14 protein-coding genes, 1 pseudogene and 1 riboswitch are annotated in these 20,596 nt (G+C 57.8%); of the genes and pseudogenes, 5 read left to right on the top strand and 10 right to left on the bottom strand.

Annotated elements, in window-relative coordinates:
• Window positions 1-25 precede the first annotated feature (25 nt).
• The 4 genes from DFR37_RS02335 to DFR37_RS02320 all read right to left on the bottom strand — a co-directional run bounded on the left by DFR37_RS02335 (window position 26) and on the right by DFR37_RS02320 (window position 4,927).
• Complete coding sequence (locus DFR37_RS02335) at window positions 26-1,615, bottom strand: DHA2 family efflux MFS transporter permease subunit (protein ID WP_113931626.1); 1,590 nt, start codon at window positions 1,613-1,615, stop codon at window positions 26-28.
• Entirely contained in the window at window positions 1,612-2,796 is a 1,185-nt protein-coding gene (locus DFR37_RS02330; protein WP_113931625.1) for an HlyD/EmrA/EmrK family protein, read from the bottom strand. The genes DFR37_RS02335 and DFR37_RS02330 overlap by 4 nt, the downstream gene beginning before the upstream one ends.
• Before the next feature lie 50 nt (window positions 2,797-2,846).
• Window positions 2,847-4,307, bottom strand: a complete 1,461-nt coding sequence (locus DFR37_RS02325; protein ID WP_113931624.1) for an efflux transporter outer membrane subunit — start codon at window positions 4,305-4,307, stop codon at window positions 2,847-2,849.
• 122 nt (window positions 4,308-4,429) lie between these two features.
• Window positions 4,430-4,927 carry a MarR family winged helix-turn-helix transcriptional regulator gene (locus DFR37_RS02320; protein WP_113931623.1) on the bottom strand — a complete coding sequence of 166 codons (498 nt, stop codon included), beginning with the start codon at window positions 4,925-4,927 and terminating at the stop codon, window positions 4,430-4,432.
• Window positions 4,928-5,148: 221 nt separating this feature from the next.
• Here DFR37_RS02320 and DFR37_RS02315 point away from each other — a divergent pair, with 221 nt between their 5' ends.
• The gene (locus DFR37_RS02315; RefSeq protein ID WP_113931622.1) at window positions 5,149-6,075 is read left to right on the top strand and encodes a DMT family transporter; all 927 of its coding nucleotides are present in this window, start codon (window positions 5,149-5,151) and stop codon (window positions 6,073-6,075) included.
• On the opposite strand, the gene DFR37_RS02310 is transcribed toward DFR37_RS02315, so the two are convergent.
• The 3 genes from DFR37_RS02310 to DFR37_RS02300 all read right to left on the bottom strand — a co-directional run bounded on the left by DFR37_RS02310 (window position 6,072) and on the right by DFR37_RS02300 (window position 9,768).
• On the bottom strand, window positions 6,072-7,286 hold the full coding sequence (locus DFR37_RS02310; RefSeq protein ID WP_379881325.1) for a DUF3734 domain-containing protein: 1,215 nt from the start codon (window positions 7,284-7,286) through the stop codon (window positions 6,072-6,074). The genes DFR37_RS02315 and DFR37_RS02310 overlap by 4 nt on opposite strands.
• Window positions 7,287-7,369: 83 nt before the next feature.
• Window positions 7,370-7,744, bottom strand: a complete 375-nt coding sequence (locus DFR37_RS02305; RefSeq protein ID WP_113931621.1) for a SirB2 family protein — start codon at window positions 7,742-7,744, stop codon at window positions 7,370-7,372.
• Between the two features lie 125 nt (window positions 7,745-7,869).
• Entirely contained in the window at window positions 7,870-9,768 is a 1,899-nt protein-coding gene (locus DFR37_RS02300) for an ABC transporter ATP-binding protein/permease (protein ID WP_113931620.1), read from the bottom strand.
• A 299-nt stretch (window positions 9,769-10,067) separates the two neighbouring features.
• Here DFR37_RS02300 and DFR37_RS02295 point away from each other — a divergent pair, with 299 nt between their 5' ends.
• The 4 genes and pseudogenes from DFR37_RS02295 to DFR37_RS02285 all read left to right on the top strand — a co-directional run bounded on the left by DFR37_RS02295 (window position 10,068) and on the right by DFR37_RS02285 (window position 16,004).
• Window positions 10,068-10,442 carry a tautomerase family protein gene (locus tag DFR37_RS02295; protein ID WP_113931619.1) on the top strand — a complete coding sequence of 125 codons (375 nt, stop codon included), beginning with the start codon at window positions 10,068-10,070 and terminating at the stop codon, window positions 10,440-10,442.
• Window positions 10,443-10,937: 495 nt separating this feature from the next.
• Window positions 10,938-12,020, top strand: a pseudogene (locus DFR37_RS23630) (hypothetical protein); the annotation flags it as partial.
• A 558-nt stretch (window positions 12,021-12,578) separates the two neighbouring features.
• Window positions 12,579-15,287, top strand: a complete 2,709-nt coding sequence (locus DFR37_RS22945) for an autotransporter outer membrane beta-barrel domain-containing protein (RefSeq protein ID WP_170139804.1) — start codon at window positions 12,579-12,581, stop codon at window positions 15,285-15,287.
• A gap of 144 nt (window positions 15,288-15,431) precedes the next feature.
• Window positions 15,432-16,004: a DUF924 family protein gene (locus tag DFR37_RS02285; protein ID WP_113931617.1), complete on the top strand. Its 573-nt coding sequence runs from the start codon at window positions 15,432-15,434 to the stop codon at window positions 16,002-16,004.
• 60 nt (window positions 16,005-16,064) lie between these two features.
• Here DFR37_RS02285 and DFR37_RS02280 read toward each other — a convergent pair whose 3' ends face one another.
• The 3 genes from DFR37_RS02280 to panD all read right to left on the bottom strand — a co-directional run bounded on the left by DFR37_RS02280 (window position 16,065) and on the right by panD (window position 20,569).
• Window positions 16,065-18,347 (bottom strand): nitric-oxide reductase large subunit, encoded by a 2,283-nt coding sequence (locus tag DFR37_RS02280; protein ID WP_113931616.1) that lies wholly within the window; start codon window positions 18,345-18,347, stop codon window positions 16,065-16,067.
• A gap of 203 nt (window positions 18,348-18,550) precedes the next feature.
• Window positions 18,551-19,852, bottom strand: coding sequence for a purine-cytosine permease family protein (locus DFR37_RS02275; protein ID WP_113931867.1), 1,302 nt, complete (start codon window positions 19,850-19,852; stop codon window positions 18,551-18,553).
• A gap of 78 nt (window positions 19,853-19,930) precedes the next feature.
• Window positions 19,931-20,023: riboswitch (TPP riboswitch) on the bottom strand.
• A 132-nt stretch (window positions 20,024-20,155) separates the two neighbouring features.
• Window positions 20,156-20,569: an aspartate 1-decarboxylase gene (panD, locus tag DFR37_RS02270; protein ID WP_113931615.1), complete on the bottom strand. Its 414-nt coding sequence runs from the start codon at window positions 20,567-20,569 to the stop codon at window positions 20,156-20,158.
• Window positions 20,570-20,596 lie beyond the last annotated feature (27 nt).

The following is a 20,596-nucleotide window of genomic DNA, read 5'->3' as shown; positions in this document are numbered from 1 at the left end:
AGCGCTTTATGCCCGGCGCTTTGTTTCAATGCACCCCCGCCGCTTCCGCGCTGGCGGCTTGGTTGCGTTTGGGCCGGGCAAACCATACCAGTCCAATCAAAAACAGAAACAGTACGGCCGAGGCATAAAAAATATCCACCGCCGACATGGTGAAGGCTTGCTGCTGAATCAGCCTGTCTATCAAGGATAGCGACTGGCCGGTGCTTAGGCCTTGGCGCTGCAAGCCGCTCACGATGTGGTCGAACGCTGGTTCGCCAGGGCGCACTATCTCAGTAAGCTGCGCATGGTGCAGGCTGGCGCGGTTTTCCCAGAGCGTGGTCGTAATGGACGTGCCGAATGCGCCGAACAGCAGGCGTACGAAGTTGGACAGCCCCGCGGCAGCCGGGATGCGATGAGGATCCAGGCCCGACAAGCTGATGGTGGTCAAGGGAATGAACAGCATCGCCATGGCCGCACCCTGTATGAAGGTGGGCCACATGATGTCCCAGATCGTGACTTGCGGCGTGAAGTCGGCCCGCATGAAACTGATCAGTGAGAACAGCAGGCAGGCGCCCGTTACGATATAGCGCGGGTCGTGCTTTTGCAGCATCTTGCCGATGAAGGGCGAGAGAATGATAGCCAGTATGCCCACCGGGGCTGAAGCGATTCCGGCGTCGGTGGCCGTGTAGCCCAGCGTATTCTGCATCCACAGGGGAAGCAGCACGACCGTGCCGAAAAAGACGCCGTATACGATGGACACGGTAATGACGCCCGCATTGAAGTTGCGCACCTTGAACAGCGTCAGGTCGACAATAGGATGCTTGTCCGTCAGTTCCCATATTATGAAGAACACGAAAGCCACAACGGCGACCACCGCCATGATTGTGATGGCGGTGCTTTCGAACCACTCCAGCTCTTTTCCTTTGTCCAGCATAAGCTGCAAAGCGCCTACCCACACGACAAGCAGCGCAAGGCCGGTACGGTCGATAGGCAGCTTTCGACGCACCGAGTCGCGATCCTTATAGATTTGCCAGGAGGCCCAGCCGGCCAGCAGGCCCACAGGGACATTGATGTAGAAGATCCATGACCAGCTTATATTGTCGGAGATCCAGCCGCCCAGCAGCGGGCCGACGACAGGGCCGACCAAGACCGTCATGGACCAAAGCGCCAGGGCCATGCCCGCTTTTTCCTTGGGATAGCTGCCCAGCATCAGGGATTGCGACAAAGGGATAAGCGGGCCGGCTACGGCGCCCTGCACGATCCTAAAGAAAACCAGTGACTCAAGCGACCAGGCAAATCCGCACAGCCACGACGAGATGACGAACAGCAGCACTGACAGGACGAACAGGCGAACCTGTCCGAAACGCTGTGTGAGCCAGCCGGTAAGCGGCACGGTAATGGCGTTGGCCACGGCAAATGAGGTAATGACCCAGGTGCCTTGTGTAATGCTGACTCCAAGGTCGCCAGCTATGGTCGGGATGGACACATTGGCAATGGAGGAGTCCAGCACGTTCATGAACACGGCCGACGACAGCGCTATGGTGCCGAATGTGCGCATCCGGCCTTCTAGCGGGGCATAGACGCCTGGCGGTAACGGCTTGTCCGCCGACGAGCTGGAAGAATTGCCGGCGCTCATGATCCCAGATTGTCCTGGATGATCTGGTTGATCAAGGCGTCGGCGCCTTGTGCGCCCTCGGCGTAAACGTTGGTCTTCAGGGTGGTGTTGGGTGTGGCGGCGCCTTCCGGCGTTGCGCTGCTGGCCAGATCGACTTCTACCTGCATGGACAAGCCGATGCGCAGCGGATGGGCGTCAATGTCTTTAGGGTCCAGTGCAATACGCACCGGCACGCGTTGCACGACCTTGATCCAGTTGCCGGTGGCGTTCTGCGCCGGCAGAAGGGCGAAAGCGCTGCCGGTGCCGGCAGCAAGGCCTTGTACCGTACCGTGATACACCACTTTGCCGCCATACAGGTCGGCGGTCAGGGTGGCTTTCTGGCCCGGCTTCATTTTGCGAACCTGCACTTCTTTGAAGTTGGCTTCCACCCAAACCTGATGCAGGGGAATGACTGTCATGAGCGGAGTGCCGGGAGCTACATGCTGGCCTACCTGCGCCGAGCGCTCGGCAACCATGCCGTCAACCGGCGCCCGCAGTTCGGTGCGGGCATTGGCCAGCCAGGCCTTGCGCAGTTGGCCTGCGGCCTGCAATACGTCGGGATGCTTGGCGACGGTGGTGTTGGCGGTCAGCGCCTGGTTGGTACGCAGGGTTGAATTGGCGGCAGCCAGGGAAGCTTTGGTTTGTGCCAGGCCTGCCTGGGCAGCCTTCACCGCGGTCTGCGCGTGCAAGATTTCTTCGCCGCTGACTCCGCCCGAGCGTGCCAGCGTTTGGCGCCGCTTTAAATCGCTTTCAGCTTTGGCTAGATCGGCCCGCGCCCGGTCGACATTGGCCTGGCGCATGGCGATATCGGCTTCCAGCGATTCGTTCTGTACATACAGTGTGCGCGTGCGGCGCACGGCCTGGGCCAGCGCGGCCTGCGCCTGCATGAGCGCAACTTCGGTATCGGTGGAATCCAGCCTGATCAGGGGCGAACCCTTGGTCACGAGTTGTGTGTCGTCAGCTTCAATGCCAATGACAGTGCCTGAAATCTGCGGCGTAACCTGTACGATATTGCCATGGACGTAGGCATCGTCCGTGCTCTCGTAGTGGGCGGCAAAGATGAACCACCAGATGGCGTAGGCTACGCCCAGAAGAATGAAGACTAGTGCTGCGGTAGCAAGTAGACGTTTGCGTTTCGGATTCGTTGAGGTAACGGATGACATAAGCGTTTCGCGTTAGGTGTTTCGGAATTGAGGAACGACCCGGCTTGCAGCTATTTGGCGCCAGGCGTGGAAGAGGGCTGTTCGGCTGCGGCGGGCGCTTGGGCAGCGGTGGCGGCGTTCGGCCGAGCTTCGTTGTAGCCGCCGCCCAATGCCACCGCCAGTTGGGCATCCAGGTTATAGGCGCGCGCTTGCAAGTTAATGTCTTGCAACGCCTGCTTTTGCATTTCGCTTTGCGCCTGCAATACTTGAACGAAATTCCCGAGGCCCGATTTATAGCGTTGCACGGCGATCTCGTAGGCAGATGCAATGGCCAAATAGCTTGCATGCTGGTCTGCTATCTGCTGTTGCAATGCACGGATCGACGCTGTGGCGTCGGCCACCTCGCGCACGGCGCCCAGCAGCGTCTGGTTGTAGTTGGCGATGGCCAGGTCGCGTTCGGCCTTCTTTCCGCTAAGTTGGGCATTCAGAGCACCGCCATGAAAAATCGGCAGTGTAATTGCGGGGCCGGCGCCATATACCAGACTGTCGTCTTTAAGCAGGTTGCCCAGGCCCAAAGACAGGAATCCGGCGAAGGCAGACAGGTTTACATTGGGATAAAAAGCGGCCTTGGCCGACGAGACTTCGCTGGTGGCCGCCTCGACCTGGCGCCGGGCGGCGACGATATCGGGACGCCTGCCAAGCAGGTTCAGGGGCAGCGCCGCCGGCACGCCTTGCGGGGCTGGCGCCAGGTGCTGCTGCGAAATGCCATTTTCCTGGTCCGGCCCTTGAGCGGTCAGTGCAGCCAGTTGATGCCGCAGCAACTGGGCATTGGTCCTGGCCTGGTTCAACTGGACCTTGACGGCCGAGTAGGCCGAGTCGGCCTGGTTGACTTCCACCTGGGTGTCCAGTCCCGCCTTGACCCTGTCGCGTGTAATGGACAGCACATTGGCTTGCTGCGCGGCAATCTCGCCCAGCACCTGGGCCTGGGTCAGGGCATTCTGCAAATTGAAATAGCTTTGTACGACATTGGCTGCGAGCACGTTGCGCGCCACCGCTAAGTCGGCCTGGCTGGCTTCGACGCGGGAAACGGCCGCGGCGTATTTTGTTCGGTTCTTGCCCCAAAGATCCAGGTCGAAGCCGGCGTTCAAGCGCAGCGAGCTGTCGGTGAACATGGAGCCCGCGTAGGGAGGCGGATAAATGTAGTTCTCCGAAAAGCGTTGGCGCGATTGGTTATAGGCAAGGTCCAGTTGCGGCAGTTGTACGGCATGTGCGCCAGCAACCGCGGCATTGGCCAGGTCAAGGCGGGCGCGGGCCGCGGCCAGCGACGGATTGTTGGCCAGGGCCCGCTCCATGAGGCGATCCAATTGAGGATCGCCGTAGCGGGTCCACCATTGGGTATGCGGCCAAGCGACCGCGTTCGCCTTCAGTCCCAATTGCGGGCCCGGGATTTCGGTTAATGACGCTTTGCCGGGATCGATGGCGGCGCATCCTGCCAGAGACAGAGCGAGCAAGAGAGGCAATACAGATTTCATTGCTGACAATAAGCTGAATATAGTTGCTGGGTTGGTATCTGACTAGGCAATCATTACGCGATAAAGAGGCGATGTGTCGTGCAGAATACTTTATTGAAAAATTTCGGTGCCGCTAAAAAAGGTCAAGCAGTATTTTTTGAATGCTCTTTGCCGCCGCCGCAGTCGAAGGTAAAGCCTCCGTTGACAATGATGCGTTGCAGATAGCCGATAAGCTGGTTGACTTCGGCCTTGGAGAATCCTTCCAGGTGGGTGTTCAGCGTTGCCGCGACTGCCGGCAGAATCTTGGCGGCGACGTCGTGGCCACTGGTCGTAAGCGCCAGCAGGACCACCCGGCGGTCTTCCTGGCAGCGTTGGCGGGTAAGAAAGCCTTTGCCTTCAAGACGGTCGAGCGTGCGCGTCATGGCGCCGGTGTCCACGTTGACCAGGCGCGCGAGCTCGGCCGGGGTATTAATGCCACGATAGCGCAAAATGACCAGAGGGCGCCACTGCATGGCAGTCAGTCCCAGCGGCGCCACAGCTTGGTCGGCCTTGCGCGTCACCGACGACACGGCAAGCTTCAACAGGTGCCCGATATTTTCGTCGACACCTAGCGATTCGGGAGTGGGCTGGTAATATTCCATGGCTACAATTTTAAACCGATTTATTTGCCTAAGCAATAATCGTCGGGTCAATATTTACTGACAAACTCCTGACCGCAAATGGGGCGCAGGCCGCGGCAGCCGGCGCCCGGCCGTTCTTGATCTGGTTTGAAGTCCTGTCTGAAGTAGCCGCTTTTCTGCCTTTGCGCGGTGCTTGCGCACGGCATCGTGTATAACGTTGTGCCGCTATCTTTTATTTGGATATGTCCTTGTTTTTTCGTTCTCTGGTTTCTTCGCGTCCTAAAGAGTTCTGGGCAGGTTTTCTATTGGCCGGAATGGGGGCGATTCTGTTCTCCGCCAAGGCGGTCGTCGTCAAGCTGACCTATCGTTATGGGGTGGACGCCGTCACCATCATTGGTTTTCGCATGTTGTTGTCTTTGCCGTTCTTCCTGGCGATAGGGTGGTTCCAGGCACGCAAAGCCCGCCTTGGGCTGATTCCGCGCTTGACGGCTAAAGAATGCGCCCAGTTGATCGTGCTGGGATTCATTGGCTACTACTTGTCCAGCTTCCTGGACTTCCTGGGCTTGCAAACCATCTCGGCCGGGCTGGAGCGATTGATTCTGTTTTTATCGCCCACGTTTGTGCTGCTGATTTCCGCTTTGTATTTCAAGCGGGCTATCGCCGGCAAGCAATGGGTCGCCCTTGGGTTGTCGTACGTTGGCGTAGTGCTGGTGTTCTTGCAGGATCTGTCGTTCAGCGGCGAAGGCGTGTTGATGGGCGCTGGCTTTGTGCTGGCTTCGGCGTTTTCGTATGCGTTTTATCTTATAGGCTCGGGCGAGTTGATCAAGCGCGTGGGGGCGACCCGGCTGGTTGCCTATGCCATGACTGTCTCGTCGGTGTTTACCTTGATTCAGTTTTTTTGGGTGCACTCCTGGGCAGGTTTGCAGCAAGTGTGGCCGGTGTATCAGTTGTCGTTCATTCATGCCACCGTCAACACGGTGGCGCCCACGTTCATGATTATGTGGGCGGTGGCCCGAATTGGCGCGCCCATGACAGCGCAATTGGGGCTTATCGGCCCTGTGTCGGTACTGTTTTTGGCGGCCTGGCTGCTTGATGAACCGATTACATCAATGCAGTTGCTGGGAACTGTCTTCGTGCTGACAGGCGCGGTGGTACTGGGCCGGCGCTAATTTTTTTCCTTTTCCCTGTTGTGCACGTCGTGAGTCACAAAGCCTGACTCGTTGTCGGGCATGGCCAGGTAATGGCGCGTACTCAGCGTCGACCGGATGTCTTCCAGGCCGCTGTGCCAGTGTTCTTGCATGCTGGCCGGGCTGAAATCAAAGTCTTTGTAATGGCTTTCATAAGCCTTGTCCTGATAGATCAGGTGGATGACGTTATAGCGTTTGCTGCAGGCCAGCTCCTGGGCGACCTTGCAATAGGCCGCATGGTCGCGCACGTCTTTGGGCAGATCGTCCAGCATGCGTTGCAGAAGGCGCCTGAAATTCTGCGCCCGGCGCAACTGGTCGGTGACCATGCGGGTTCGGCTTGAATATTGAATTTCCTTGATCCGGTCGGCCACCTCTTCCAGATTGGTGGGCGCGGCGCCGCGCGCGCTCCATAGGTCTACCTGAAAGGCCAGGGTGTCTTCCAAGGGGCGCGATTCCAGCACATAGGCCAGCGGCGTGTTCGACACCAGGCCGCCGTCCCAATAGTGTTCACCGTCGATTTCAACGGCGGGAAAGGCGGGCGGCAGCGCGCCCGAGGCCATGAAGTGCTCGGGCCTGAGCTTGATCTTGCGATTGTCGAAATATGTGAAGTTGCCGGTGCGCAAATTGACAGCGCCCACGGAAACCCGCAGCTCGCTTGCGTTCTCATTGATCCGGTCGAAATCGCAAAGCCTCTCGAGCGTGCTTTTCAGCGGATGTATGCTGTAAAGGCTGGCATCTTCGGGCGAGCTCGAATGGCCCCACAGCGGCGAAGGAAAGCGCGGCTCGAAAAATCCTTTTTGCCCTCGCAGGGCTGTATTCGTGGCACTTATGGCATTCATCGCGCCGCGCATATAGTCGTTGATGCCCGAGAACGCCTGCTCCATTCCCGGCCACATTTCCAGGCTGACATTGGGTTGGCAAATGGTCTGCCAGAACTCGTTCAAGCGTTCAACGCGTTTTTCCGGAGGGTTGCCGGCAATGACGGCCGTATTCAGGGCGCCGATGGAAATGCCGGCCAGCCAGTTCGGTGCAATGCCGGCCTCGTCCAGCCCCTGGAATACACCGGCCTGGTACGCGCCCAGCGCGCCTCCGCCTTGCAAGACCAGGGCGATGGTTTCATACGGAGGAACACGGACGCGGCCGTTTTTTGAGGTCTCCTTCTGGAGAGTGTCGTTCTTGATAGTGTCGTTCATGTTCATGCCGTTCAGTTTGTCTTCGGCATTGACATCGTTGTCGAAGTTGAGTTCGATTTGCGCATTTTCGGCGGAAATGGACGTTAAGCGAACCACGATAAAGGATTGTGGCTAATGGCGACGCCGACGATATAAAAGAAAATCAGCACGGCAATGATGGCTGCAATGGCGCGCGTGCCGGGCGTCTTGCCGCGCTTGATAGCGATGGTGCCTACGCCTATATACAGAATGAGGCCGACGATTTTTGCCAATATCCAGGGCTGGTCGGCGCCTATCATCGAGGCCAGGATAACGCCGCATACCAGCAGCACGGTGTCGATGACGTGCGGTGCGATCTTTACGAAGCGTCCTTGCAAACGGGCTGAACCCGCGACAGACCAGTAGGCCCGCAAGACGAAAAACAGAATGCTCAGGACGGCGGCGGTGATGTGCAGGTGTTTGATAAGGGCGTAGTTCATGGTTCTGTGGCGTGTTGTAGTTGATGTAAAAGTCAAAGGGCTTGCTTGCCTGGCGTCATTGTGACTGCGTGAATGCGTTGCCGGGTTCACGCGTATTCAAACGACGCTTTAACAAGGGTAACGCGTTATGAGTTTGAAAGCTCCCAGGCGCCTTCCAGCTTCAGTGTCAGTTGGCGCGGATGATGGACAAGAAGAGTGCTGCGGTGGCCGACGCTGACCAGCGCCATTTGCGGCAGCTGCTCGCGTACCAGCCGGTACATCGCATCTTCAAGCCCTTCGTCCATGGCCGATGTGGCCTCGTCCAGAAAGGCTGCAATCGGCTTGGCCAGCAACAAGCGGCCGAAAGCCAGCCGTTGCTGTTCGCCCAAAGACAGGATTCGGCCCCAGTCGGCCGTTTCGTCCAGGCGATCGGCAAGATGGCCAAGCTGCACCTGCCGCAATACTTTGCGGGCTTGCTCGTCATGGGTGGCGTCCATGGTTTCGGCCGCCGAGTCGGAGGGGGGCAGGATGGCATCCAGGTTGCTGGGGGCTCCGTGCCCGGCCGCGGCGGACTCATCGGGCATTGGCGGGGCTTCTTTCAGGCCGGGCAAAGCCTGGGGATAATAAAGTGCATCGCGCAGGCTGCCTAGCGGGATATAGGGCTTCTGCGAAAGGAATAACGCGCCGGTGGCCGGCCGGATGATTTTTCCGTGACAGTAAGGCCATAGGCCTGCAATAGCGCGCAACAGCGTGGTTTTGCCCGCGCCCGATGGGCCGCGTATAAGCAAGGGCTGTCCTTCGGAAATATCCAGGTTCAGATTTTCTATCAGCAGACGACCGTTCGGGGTGGTAACGGTAAGCGATTCGAGCGCCAGGCGTTGGCCTTGCTCGCTGACGTCGGGTTCCGGTAGTTGCCTGGCCTGCTCAATTGCACCGCGAAAGCCGGTAAGCCGGTCCAGGGTGGCGCGGTACGAGGCGAAGTTGTCGTAAGCATTGCGGAAAAACGAAAGGTTGTCCTGCAGACGCCCAAAGGCTTGCGCTGTCTGTATCAGGTCGCCCAGGCTGATCTGCTTGGTAAAAAAGCGCTGCGCCTGAATAATGAAAGGAAAAACCACAGCCGCTTGCGTGACGGTAAAGTTAAAGCCCAGAAACTTCAAAGACCGGTAAACAATGGCCCAGGCATTGCCGATTACCTGGGCAAACCGGCTGCGCAACAGAGCGCCTTCAACCCGTTCGCCGGCATAAAAGGCAATGCTTTCAGAGTATTCACGCAGGCGCACCAAGGCATACCGGTAGTTGGCGTTGAAGCGTTCGTTAAGAAAGTTCAGCAGAATTAGCGGGCGCCCGATATGTATGGCGAACACCGTCGCGATAATTACATATAGGAAAACCAGGAAAACCATGGCGCGCGGTATGTCGACCCCCATAATGGCCAGCGGCCCCGACAAACCCCACAAAATGGCGGTAAACGCAATGGTCGAGACCAGGGCATTGACTACGCCCATGGATAGCGTCAGGGACGACTCGACAAAAACGGTTATGTCTTGCTGGATACGCTGGTCCGGGTTTTCTATGGATTTATCCAGATATTGGCTGCGGTAGTAGGATTGCTCGTTCAGCCAGCCTGAAAGCAGTTGTTCGTTCAGCCATACGCGCCAGTGGATGGTAAACGCCTGCTGCACGTAAAAGTCGAACAAAGAACGAATGACATGTGTGGTTGCCAGCACGGCAAACAGCCACATGGCCGCCCAGAAGGCGACTTCGTCCAGCTTTTGCAGCGAGGTATACATGCTGTTGTACCAATTGGAAAACAGCACATCCAGGCGCACGGCGGACAAGGTCAATAGCAGAATAAGCGCAACGGCCAAAATAGGGCGCCAACTGCGCTTGGGTGAAAAATATCCGCCGGTAATGCTCCAGAAATGGCCGCCCCAAACAGTGAATTTCGCCAGGGCCCAGACAGTAAGCCCGAACACCAGCGTGGTGATGACATAAGCCTTCACTACCCAGACACCGCTATTGATCACTTCTTGCTGCCAATCCATTTATGCTCCGTTAAGTAGGTGGCTTGTGTCGCTGCGCCAAAGCCAACGCTGCTTATTATGCCTGGCTGCTTGATCTGGCGGTTTCCCTATTAAAGGACGCATTCTGGGCGAAATGGTTCATTCGGTAAAGCTTCGGCAGTTGTTCTTGCGCGCAATGCTGTGGGACGGGGCAGGGGGGGGCAGCCTCATGCTGCGGCTACTGGCAGACAACGGAGTTTGTACAAGACGTCGGCATCCAGCGATAATGGTTTGCGATTTATTCGAATCATGGCTCTTCTTACCCCCTTTTAGGAACTTTTATGCCTTTCCTTACCATTACAGCTACCCCGGGTTTGACCGAAGATCAGAAGCAGCAATTGTTGCTGCGTTCGAGCGATACCGTTGTGAAGACCCTGGGTTCGTCCCTGGCCAGCGTGCGGATCACGCTGCATGAACTGCCTAAAGGCCACTATTTAAGCGCCGGACAGTTCGACATTCCCAACGTGACCTACGAAATCGATCTGATTGCGGGACGTACCGAAGAGCAAAAAGCCGCGCTGATCGCCGCACTGGGCAAAACTGCGCACGAGGCCACCGGCGTAGCGCTGGAAGAAGTCCGTGCCCGCATCACCGACTTTCCCAATACCAATATGGGTATGGCCAATGGGATCACCGCGAAACAGGCGGGCCGCTAGCCTTTTTGGCTGTATTTTCCTTAACTCATATCTGACAAAATTTATATAGGCCGAAAAGAGTGGTTAATTAACGTCAAATTGGTAGATTGATTTATTAGGCTTTAGGTTAGGCCCCAAAACTCGGATATTCATCCCGGTTTTTGGGGCCTTTTGGTTTTTATTGCATATGCATGTAAAACCATCGGAACCATAGAGTTAATGCGGATTACCAAGCAAGCCGGTATGCGAATAAGGTGAAAAATCAGCGCTTTTCCGAATATTTTTCGCCCTAAATACAGTGCCATTTTTATCCCCATCCAAACCGCCAAAATGCCCCGACCTAGGGTTTTTGCCCTAGTTGTAACGATACCTTTGCTTTAGTGTGTTGCAAGATACATACAAAAATTGTGTTTGGATACACTAATTTTACGTTTGTAACGAAAAAAAGATGCGTTCCGGGGCGCGTTTTGGTAGCGAAAACAATCGCGACATAAAACTTCACAGCAAGGGGTGAATATGAGCAGTTTGAACAAGAAATTGGCGGTTGTGCGCGTCACGACGTTGGCGGCGGCGTTGATGGGGGTTTATGGGGTGGCGGCGGCTGATCCTGCACTAACGCTGAATTGCACGTCATCTTCTACTTGTGACGTAACGGATCAAAATTACGTAATTAATGGTAGCGGCACCAATGTTTGGGCCGTGAAGGCCAGTGATAATGCGCAAGTAATTCTTAACGGCGGCAGCGTTACAGGGGCAGGCTCCAAAGGCAAGGGCATTCTAGTAAGCACTGGAGCGAAACTCGAAACTAATGGGGTCGTTGCTATCAGCACTTCTGGGACCGACGCGCACGCAGTGCAGTCATGGATAGCGAATACCAGCGATGGTATACCAGTAATCACGCTGGGTAGCGGTACTACGGTTAAGGTAACTGGTGATAAAGCGTGGGGCTTGTACTCAACGCGTGGCGGTCAGATAATCAGCTCGGCAGATATCAGAACGGAAGGTAAGGGCGGTTTCGGCGTATTCGTAGAGAGCAATGATGAGTCTGGCTTTCCCGCCGGCAAGGTGGTCCTGAACGGCGGATCTGTGACCACGACTGGCACCTTCAATGAGTGGGGTCACGGTAGCCATGGCGTTATTGCCAAGAGCGCTGGCAATTCCGTTGAGGTTAATGGAGCAAAGATCCGGATTGAGGGCAATCACACTCGAGAAGGATCGGCAAGTGCAATGCTGGCCGAAAAGGGAGGGTTGGTTACCGCTGACGGTGCAATCATCGAAACTATTGGAACGTGGGCTTTTGGGGCTCATGCCACGAATACAGGGTCGAAAGTTGTTACGAAAAACAACACAACAATCACGACCAGCAACGAGCGCGGCTATGGAGCTTATGCAACTAATGGCGGCGAGGTCGAGCTTAATGGCGGCTCAGTTAATACCGCTGGCTTTATGGCCTATGGTGTCTACTCCTCGGGTGCGGGCTCCAAAATTACCGCTAACGATCTCACTATTACGACGACCGGTGATGTTGGCGATGGCGCTTGGGCCTACGATGGTGGTGAAACCGTATTGAATCGCGGAAGCATAAGTATTATTGGTAATCCAAACGTTGCCGCGCCGCATGAGGCCGCAGCAGGGCTTGTCGCTTTAGGTGGCACTATCAAAGCTACCGGAACCAAAATTACAACTCGGGGAGTCAACAGTACCGGCGCGCAAGCTGGAGGGAACGTTGGGAGCACACTATATGCTGGCAATGTTCAGTTGACAAACGCTACGATAAGCACTACCGGCGAAAGCTCTGAAGCGGCCTGGGCCGGTCATGGCAGTACTATGAATATTCAGAATAGCTCGCTCAGTTCTGGTACTAGCGAAGGTATTCTGTCTCAAGATGCGGGAACTAAAGTCACTGTTGTTAATAGCGATATCACAACGGGGGGCACCGGTGCCAGTACGGGGGACTTACGAGTAGCAGTCTCCGCAGGGAGCGAGTCGGTTGTTGATCTGACAGGTGGTTCTATTCGTGCGACTGGAACTCAATATACCCGTGGAATTCTGGCTACAACAGGCGCATCGGTTACAACGACCAATACAGCCATTTCGACCACAGGCAATAAGTCGCATGCGGTTCATGCGTGGGCAAACGCCTCGGGCGAAACGCTGGTGCCTACTATTCAAATCAATGGCGGAACTATCTCCACTACCGGCGATGAATCGTGGGGCTTGTTTTCCCAGCGTACGGGCAACATCACCAGTTCCGCCGCTATTACAACCAGCGGTCTTGCTGGCTTTGGTGCGTTTGCGGAAGGCGGGGCTGGTCTGACTCTTAATGACGGCTCGATTACTACGACCGGGGGAGCACTGGGCGGAACCATAGGCAGCTTTGGTGTCTTGTCGAAAAACGGCAGCACGGTAAGCGTAAACAATACGTCCATCAAGACCAGTGGAGCTTTGGCCGACGGCTTGCGTTCGGATAAAGATAGCTCGATGGCCGGCGGCATTATTAACGCTACCAACACTGCCGTCAATACCAGCGGGAGTAATGCTCATGGCGTCAGCGTCTACGGCGGTGGCGGTAAAGTAACCATGCAAGGCGGTTCCATTGCGGCAACCGGTGCGAACTCTTCTGCCGTCTATGTGCAAGACAACGGGTCGGTCGTATTGAACGGGGTGCGGGCTGAATCGGCTGGCGCAGCGATCACATCGCAACTGAATCAAGCTGGGCAAACACAAGACATCACGATCGGCTCGGGTTCGAATCTAACGGTCAACAACGGCACCTTGCTTCAGGTGAACCGTTCCGCTGATGGGATGGATGGCATTGTCAACCTGAGCTTGAAGGCGGGTTCGGTCTCTACCGGTAGCGTCATCGACATGGACGGTCTGGTCGCGGGCGGGTCGGGGGAACGCACCCAAGGCGGAAAAACCAACTTCAATCTCGAAACCGGCGCTCAGTGGGCAGGGATCATCTGGGGTGTCAATGATGCATCGACAGGTGACGGCGCTACGTTCGTGGATGAAGGCGGCGCGCCGATTGCCGGCAACGTGCTCGGCGGCGAAAACTCGATCATTACCTTTAAGAATGGCGCCACCATCGGTGGTGGAGTGCAGACAGGGACGGGCAGCACGGCCACGTTCAATGGCCCAACAACCATTGGCGGTACGGTTCTGGGCAACGGTTCGAATTATGTATTCAGCCAAAGCGCGCCGACCACGATTGGCGGCAGTGTCGTATTGAATGTTGGTTCGACGCTTAAGGGGGGCACCATCGGGACTCCCATCACAATTGAAGGGGACGCTGCGGTTGGCACGGGGTCTACCCTTGGCGGCAACCTGAATGTTAAAGGTGCATTGAGCGGTTCCGGCGGCACGCTAAGCCCCGGTAACTCCGTGGGCACGCAAGTCTACGGTACAAGCGCCGATTTCTCGGGGGCGTACAAGGCCGAAGTGAATGCTGCAGGCAAGTCCGACTTGATCGTGATCAGCAACGGCAATTTCGACCTGTCGAATATCGCTTTGACGGTTGCCCAGGAGAACGGCAACGGCGGCTATGTCCTGAATCATGACTACACCATTGTGCAAACTCCCGGTGGCGAAGTCGTGAATACCTTCAAGCCTACCCCGGCGCTGGACAGCAGTTTTGCCGGTACGCTGGTCAAGCTCGATCCGGTCAAGTACGGCGCCAAGGACGTCAAGGTCAGTCTGTCGGTCGATAACTCGGCCGCGCAGGCAAAGCGGGCCGGACTAAGCGGCAACCAGAACGCTACATTGGACGGTGTGCTTTCGGTGGCGGGCAAGAACACCGCGGCCGACGCGGCGTTGCAGTCCACCGATACAGCCGGGGCCATGAACCAGCTTTCGGGCGAAGTTCATGCCAGCACATCCTCGGCATTGCTTGCCGCGGGCGGGCTGGTCCAGCGCACGGTGGCTCAGCGCATGCGCGGCAATCTGGGTGTTGGCATGATGGCAGGTGCGCCGACCGCTCAGGCCGGCGGTGCGCCGGTGGCGGGCAGCATGCCTCAGTCCGCGGCTTTGCCGCTGTGGGCCCAGGTCGTGGGCAATTGGAATACCTTGTCCGATGACGGTAATGCCGCCAAGGTCAAGTCCAATATGGGCGGCGTGTTCATCGGTGGCGACACGGCCGTCGGTTCGGGCTGGCGCGTGGGTGGAGCCCTGGGCTTTACCGATGGCCAGATCGATGTGGACGACCGTTCCTCGCGTACCAAGGCTCGCAGCTATACCGCGTCTTTGTATGGCGGCAATAGCTGGGCTACAGGCAAGGGCAGCGTCAACTTCCTGGCCGGTGCAGCTTACACCCGGCATAACCTTGACAGCCGTCGTTCCATCACCTTGGCAGGCGGGCAAAAGCTTACTGCCGACTACCACGCAAACTCCGCGCAACTCTTTACCGAGCTGGGCTATGCCTTGCCGGTGGGCGCAAACAGCGTGGTCGAACCGTATGCCGGCTTGGTATGGCTGAGCCAGCGCATGCAGGGCTTCAGCGAGTCGGGCGGATCGGCGGCATTGCGAAGCGATAGCCAGACCGACACGGTAACTACCTTTACCTTGGGCCTGCGTGGCAAGACCACAATGGAGCTAAGTGCCGGCAAACGCGTGACTTTGTTTGCGGGACTGGGCTGGCGTCATGCTTCGGGTGACGTAACGTCAACCCGAAATCTGGCGTTCATCCAGGGCAACGGTGCTTCGTTCCAGGTGTCGGGTGCACCCATTGCCAAGAACGCCGCCTTGGTGGATGCCGGCGTCGAAGCATCCATCGGGCGCAACGCCGCATTGGGCCTGAGCTATAACGGCCAGTATGGTAGCGGCAATACCAACCATGTTGGTTCTTTGTATGTGAAGATGCGCTTCTAAGCCGACTAAAGCGGTTCGTTTGCGCCAAGCCGGTATCCGGCGCGAACAAAAGCAGTCCGGGGCTCAGGCCTTCGGGCTGCTTTTTATTTTGTGGAGCGGCAGCCACGGGTTATTCTGAAATTTTTCCGTATTCATGGAGCAGATATGAGTAAAGAGACAGCGCCGGTCGAAGCAGCCAGGCATCCCGAAGCGGAAGCGGTCGTACAGTTTTGGCGAGAGGCGGGGCCCAAAATGTGGTTTGCCAAGGACCGGGCTTTCGATGCAGAGTTCAATCAGCGATTCGCCGACCTGCACTTTGCGGCTGCCCGGCGCGAAAAAGATGCGTGGCGCGACAGTCCGCACGCCAGCCTTGCCTTGGTGCTGCTGCTCGACCAATTTCCGCGCAATTGTTTTCGCGGCTCGGCGCATATGTTTGCAACCGACAGCCTGGCTCGCTACTATGCCCGTGAAATCATCGACTCAGGCCAGATCGAGCACATCGACGAGGCATTAAGGTCGTTTGTATACGTGCCGTTCATGCACTCCGAGGCGCTGGAAGATCAAGAATACTCGGTCAGTCTGTACACGAGGTTCGCACGCGACAATCTGAAATGGGCTGTCGAACACCGGGATATTATCCAGCGATTTGGCCGCTTTCCGCACCGGAATGCGGCCATGGGAAGGATTACCACTGCCGAAGAGCAGGCCTTCCTGGACGACGGCGGCTTTGCTGGCTAGGTGATCCGAACCGGCCGGCGGACCGCCGGCCTGAAGGCCAGCCGGTTTCGGACGCTGGCATCAGCGCCGTGCTTTGGCAAGAACGGCACTGTTGCCAACCCTGGCGCTGGCGCCTTTGCCCAGCACGCCAATCACCACCTGCCAGGCAACAGCCGCGCCGCCCACAATGAAGACGACGTCGCCAAAGGTGCGCACCCAGCGCAAGGTTTCCAGGAAGTCCTGCTGCAAGAAGGCATCGCTGCGCGCATACCACATGCCTTGGCTCAGGCTGGCGTAGAACTGGTAGATTCCTATGGGCAGCAGGCTGGTTGCTATCATCAGCACAAGACCGGCGTTCAGCCACCAAAATCCGGTACGCATCAGGCTGTCGCTAAAGCGCAATCCAGGCCGGATATACCTTAGCACCAGCAGTACAAAACCCAGTGAAAGGAAACCATAGACGCCAAATAGCGCCGCATGAGAGTGCACTGCCGTGGTGTTCAGCCCTTGCAGGTAGAACAAGGCGACCGGCGTGTTGATCATGAAGCCGAATACGCCGGCGCCCACCATGTTCCAGAAGGCGACGGCCACGAAACACATCAAGGGCCATTTGACGTTTTCCATCCAGGGCGCGCGGGCCTTCAGGCGCCAATGATCCCAGGCTTCGTAGCCCAGAAGAATAAGCGGCACCACTTCCAGGGCGCTGAATGCGGCGCCGATGGCCATGACCGGAGTCGTCGTGCCCGAGAAGTAAATATGGTGGAAAGTGCCGGGTACGCCGCCCACCATGAAGAGCGACGCGGCGGCCAGGCTGGAGGCCGTGGCCATGCGGCGCGACACCAGGCCCATACTGGAAAAGATGAACGCCAGGGCGGTTGTGGCAAAGACTTCGAAAATGCCTTCGACCCAAAGGTGTACGACCCACCAGCGCCAGTATTCCATGATGGTGATGTGGGTGCGTTCGCCGTAGAACAGGCCGGCTCCGTAGAACAAGCCGATGGCGATGGTCGAAGTGCACAGCAGTGCAAGCAGATTTTTGTCGCCTTTCTGCCTGAGCGCGGGCAGCATGGCGCGCAGCATCAGGCCCAGCCAGAAAAGTATGCCGATGAACAGGGCCACTTGCCACAGGCGGCCCAGGTCCAGGTATTCATAGCCCTGATGGCCCAGCCAGAAGTTCAGTTGGGCCGGCAGCACTTGCTTGATAGCCAGGAAGTTGCCGAGCAGGGCGCCGCCCACCACGACGATCAAGGCGCAAAACAGTACATTGACGCCCAGCTTCTGGAATTTGGGATCCTTGCCGCCGTTGATGATGGGAGCAAGAAACAACCCGGCCGTCAGGAAGGCCGTGGCGATCCAGAAAATGGCCAGTTGAAGATGCCATGTGCGTGTCAGGGAATAGGGAAACCACTGCGACACGTCGATGCCATAGAAGTGCTGGCCTTCAATTGTGTAATGCGCGGTGAATCCGCCCAGCAGGATTTGACCGATGAACATGGCGACGACCACCACGAGATATTTGCCCAGTGCTCTTTGCGAAGGGGTCAATCCGACGGACAGTATGGGGTCGGTGGCGGGGCTGGCCGGCTCGGGCTCATGCCGGCGCAAGAAGGCCCAGCCCAGCACCAGGAATCCGATGCCGGCAATCAGGATAATGACGCAGACCAGCGACCAGATTACGTTTTCGGGCGTGGGGTGGTTGCCTATCAGCGGCTCGGGCGGCCAGTTGTTGGTGTACGTGGCATCGGTGCCAGGGCGTTGCGTAGCAGCTGCCCATGAGGTCCAGAAGAAGAACTTGGTCAAGTCGGCCCGGCGTTCGGCGCTGGGCAGGGTGTCTTCCTTCATGGCGTAATTGTCGCGCGTTGCTTGCAGCTCAGGCGCGGCGCCGTACAGGCGCTGGTAATAGTCGGCCGTCTGCGCCATGGCCTTGGCGCGGCGTTCGGAAACTATGAGGGTGCCGGTTTGCTCGTTGAACGTGTTGTTGCGGTATTCGGTTTTGACTTTGTGTTCCAGAGCGGCCTGGGTGTCGCCGTCAAGCTGTTTGAATGGCTTTGCATACAGCTCTTGCGAAGCCAGGTCCAGCCAGGCCAGCAGTTCCCGGTGCAGCCAGTCGGCGCTCCAGTCCGGCGCCTGGTAGGCGCCGTGGCCCCAGATGGAGCCTATTTGCATGCCGCCGGTGCTTTGCCACGCGGTTTGGCCGTTCAGGATGTCGGTGGAAGTCATGAGCACCTGTCCGGCCGAGGTAACGACTTTTTCAGGAATGGGTGGCGCCTTTTTGTAGATCTCGACGCCTGAAAATCCAAGTATCGTGAACGTTACTGCCAGGATGGCAATCAGCGTCCACCATAATTTGCGATGCTCGCCCATGAAAGGCTCCTCTTTCTAGTCGTTTATTTGCCGCGACGGCGTTATAAATATGCGTTCAGATGGTAGAAGCTTCCGAAGCGCCGCATCATGATTAATATCAAGAGATCGGCCAGTTGCCGAAGGCTTGTGCGCATCATGGCAAAGAAGCCTTGGCCTTTCGGCCGTAGTTCTTCACCGTGATGCCCCCCGTGCCTGCGGTTGGGTCAGGCTGCGGCCGTCTCGCGCAAGAGTGCGGCGCGAGGCCGCGTCAGGATGGCCAGCGCAAATGTAAAGGCCAGGGTCGGCAGCGCCGAGCCCATGCCGGGCGCCCACTTGGCCAAGCCGTGGTACAGCACGATGCCGGCCAGCCAGATCAGCGCTGCGCTGACGCTGATTTTTTGGGATTGCGGCATAAAGCCTGCCCGCCCCATTCCCAAGCGGCCAAGTATGACGCCATACAGCGGCACGAACACTGAGCTGAGCAGCAGCAGGAAGGGTTCCAGGCTGTGCATGGGCAGCACCAATGCCAAAGCCGTGCTGGCGACCGCCAGCAGCATGCCCCAGCGGCGGATGCTCCAGCGCGGCTTGATGCTGTGCGCCGAAACCGATCCCGAATAAAGATCGCCGTAGGCATTGTCCAGCTCGTCGATCAGAATCAGGCCCAGCGCAACCAGGCCGCCTTGCGCCAGCAGCAAAGCCGCCACCAGATCGATGCCGGGCGCCGAGACGCTGGCCACAAGCACGCCCAGCCCGTAACACCAGATGTTGGCGATGGCATAGCCCAGCCATGTCCCGCCCAGCGCGCCGCGTCCGCTGCGGCCGTGGCGCGCATAGTCGGCAACCAGAGGCAGCCACGAAACCGGCATGGCAATAACCAGGTCCAGGGCGGAAAACAGCCCCATGCTGCCGTCGCCGGGGCGGTTCCAGATAGTGCTCAGGCCCTGGCTTTGCGCCAGGCCGACAAACTGCCAGCTAAGCCAAAGCAGTGAAGCGACCACCAGGGGCAGCCCGACGCGGCTGACAAAGCGCCTGACCAAGGTAATCATGGAGCCGGCCAGCAAGGCCATCAAGATGGCGCCCCAGAAGACTGTGGTGATGACCAGCCCGGCGGCGCCTTGCAGGTTCAGTCCGAACGCCTGGCGCAAGATGGCCGAAGTGCCGTCGCGCATGATGACCAGTTCGAAAGTCGTCCAGCCCAATAGCTGGACGATATTAAGTAGGACCGGCAAGCGGGCGAAGACGCTGCCGTAGGTGGAATGGATCAGCCCCGCGCTGGACAAACCGCTGATGCATCCTGTGCGGGCGACCCAGGCCAACAGCCCCGAGCCGATAATCGAGCCGGCAATCACGGCGACCAGGGCTTGCCGGGTGCCTATGGCGGGAACCAGGTAGGCGCCTATTTGCATGACCAGCAGGCCGACCCCCAGGCTGAACCACAGCGAGGCATGTTCGGACCAACCGAAGACGCGGTTGGCCGCGGGCACTGGGCTAAGAGCCTGATTGGTGGGGGAGGAAATACTTGTCATGGTGGCGCCGTGCAAAAAGTGGCAGGTCGCGACAAGTGCAAGCAGGGCGGTACGGTGCGCGATGCGCGGGCGTTGTGCCTTTGGTTTGCGTCGCTTTCCTGCGCGAGGATGATCTCACAGGTTCAAAGGGACTATCTCAGTCGCGATAACGCGACACCCCTAGCGAATGGTTGGTACTGCAAAAGCGATTGTACTGTGTTTAATGCGCTTTGGCGTGTGCCGGCAATGAAGACGGCCCAAAGGCGCAAGCCTCGGCCCTGGGGCCCGGGCTGTCAAAGCCATGCCCGCTTGCCGCCATGGGCTTCAGTCGAATTTGATAATGCTGAATGCCAGCCGGCCTTGCTCGTCGCGGGAGACGTCGTAGCCCAGTCGTTCATTGATGCTGTTGTCGGCATGGAAGGTCAGGATAACGGGTTTGATCTCTTCGATTTCGCGCTCTGTTACGTACACGGAATTGCAGATGATGACCTCGTCGCCGCGTTGGCAGGTACGGGCTGCAGCGCCGTTGAGGATGCAGCAGCGCGATCCGCGTTCGCCGTAAATAACGTAGGTGCTTATGCGGGCGCCCGAGTTTTTGTTCCAGATGTCGACGAATTCCATGGGCAAAATACCGGCCGCTTCGCAGTGGTCGGGATCGAGGGTAATGGAGCCGTGATAATCGAGGTCGGCGCCGGTTACTCGGATGCCATGAAGTTTGCCGCGTACAACTTTTCTCACTTTAGGTCTCTGGGAAGAATGAAGCAG

This window comes from Eoetvoesiella caeni, from assembly GCF_003315175.1.
Lineage (GTDB): Bacteria > Pseudomonadota > Gammaproteobacteria > Burkholderiales > Burkholderiaceae_B > Eoetvoesia > Eoetvoesia caeni.
The sequence above is the reverse complement of the archived record's forward strand: the minus strand, read 5'-3'. Positions and strand labels throughout refer to the sequence as shown.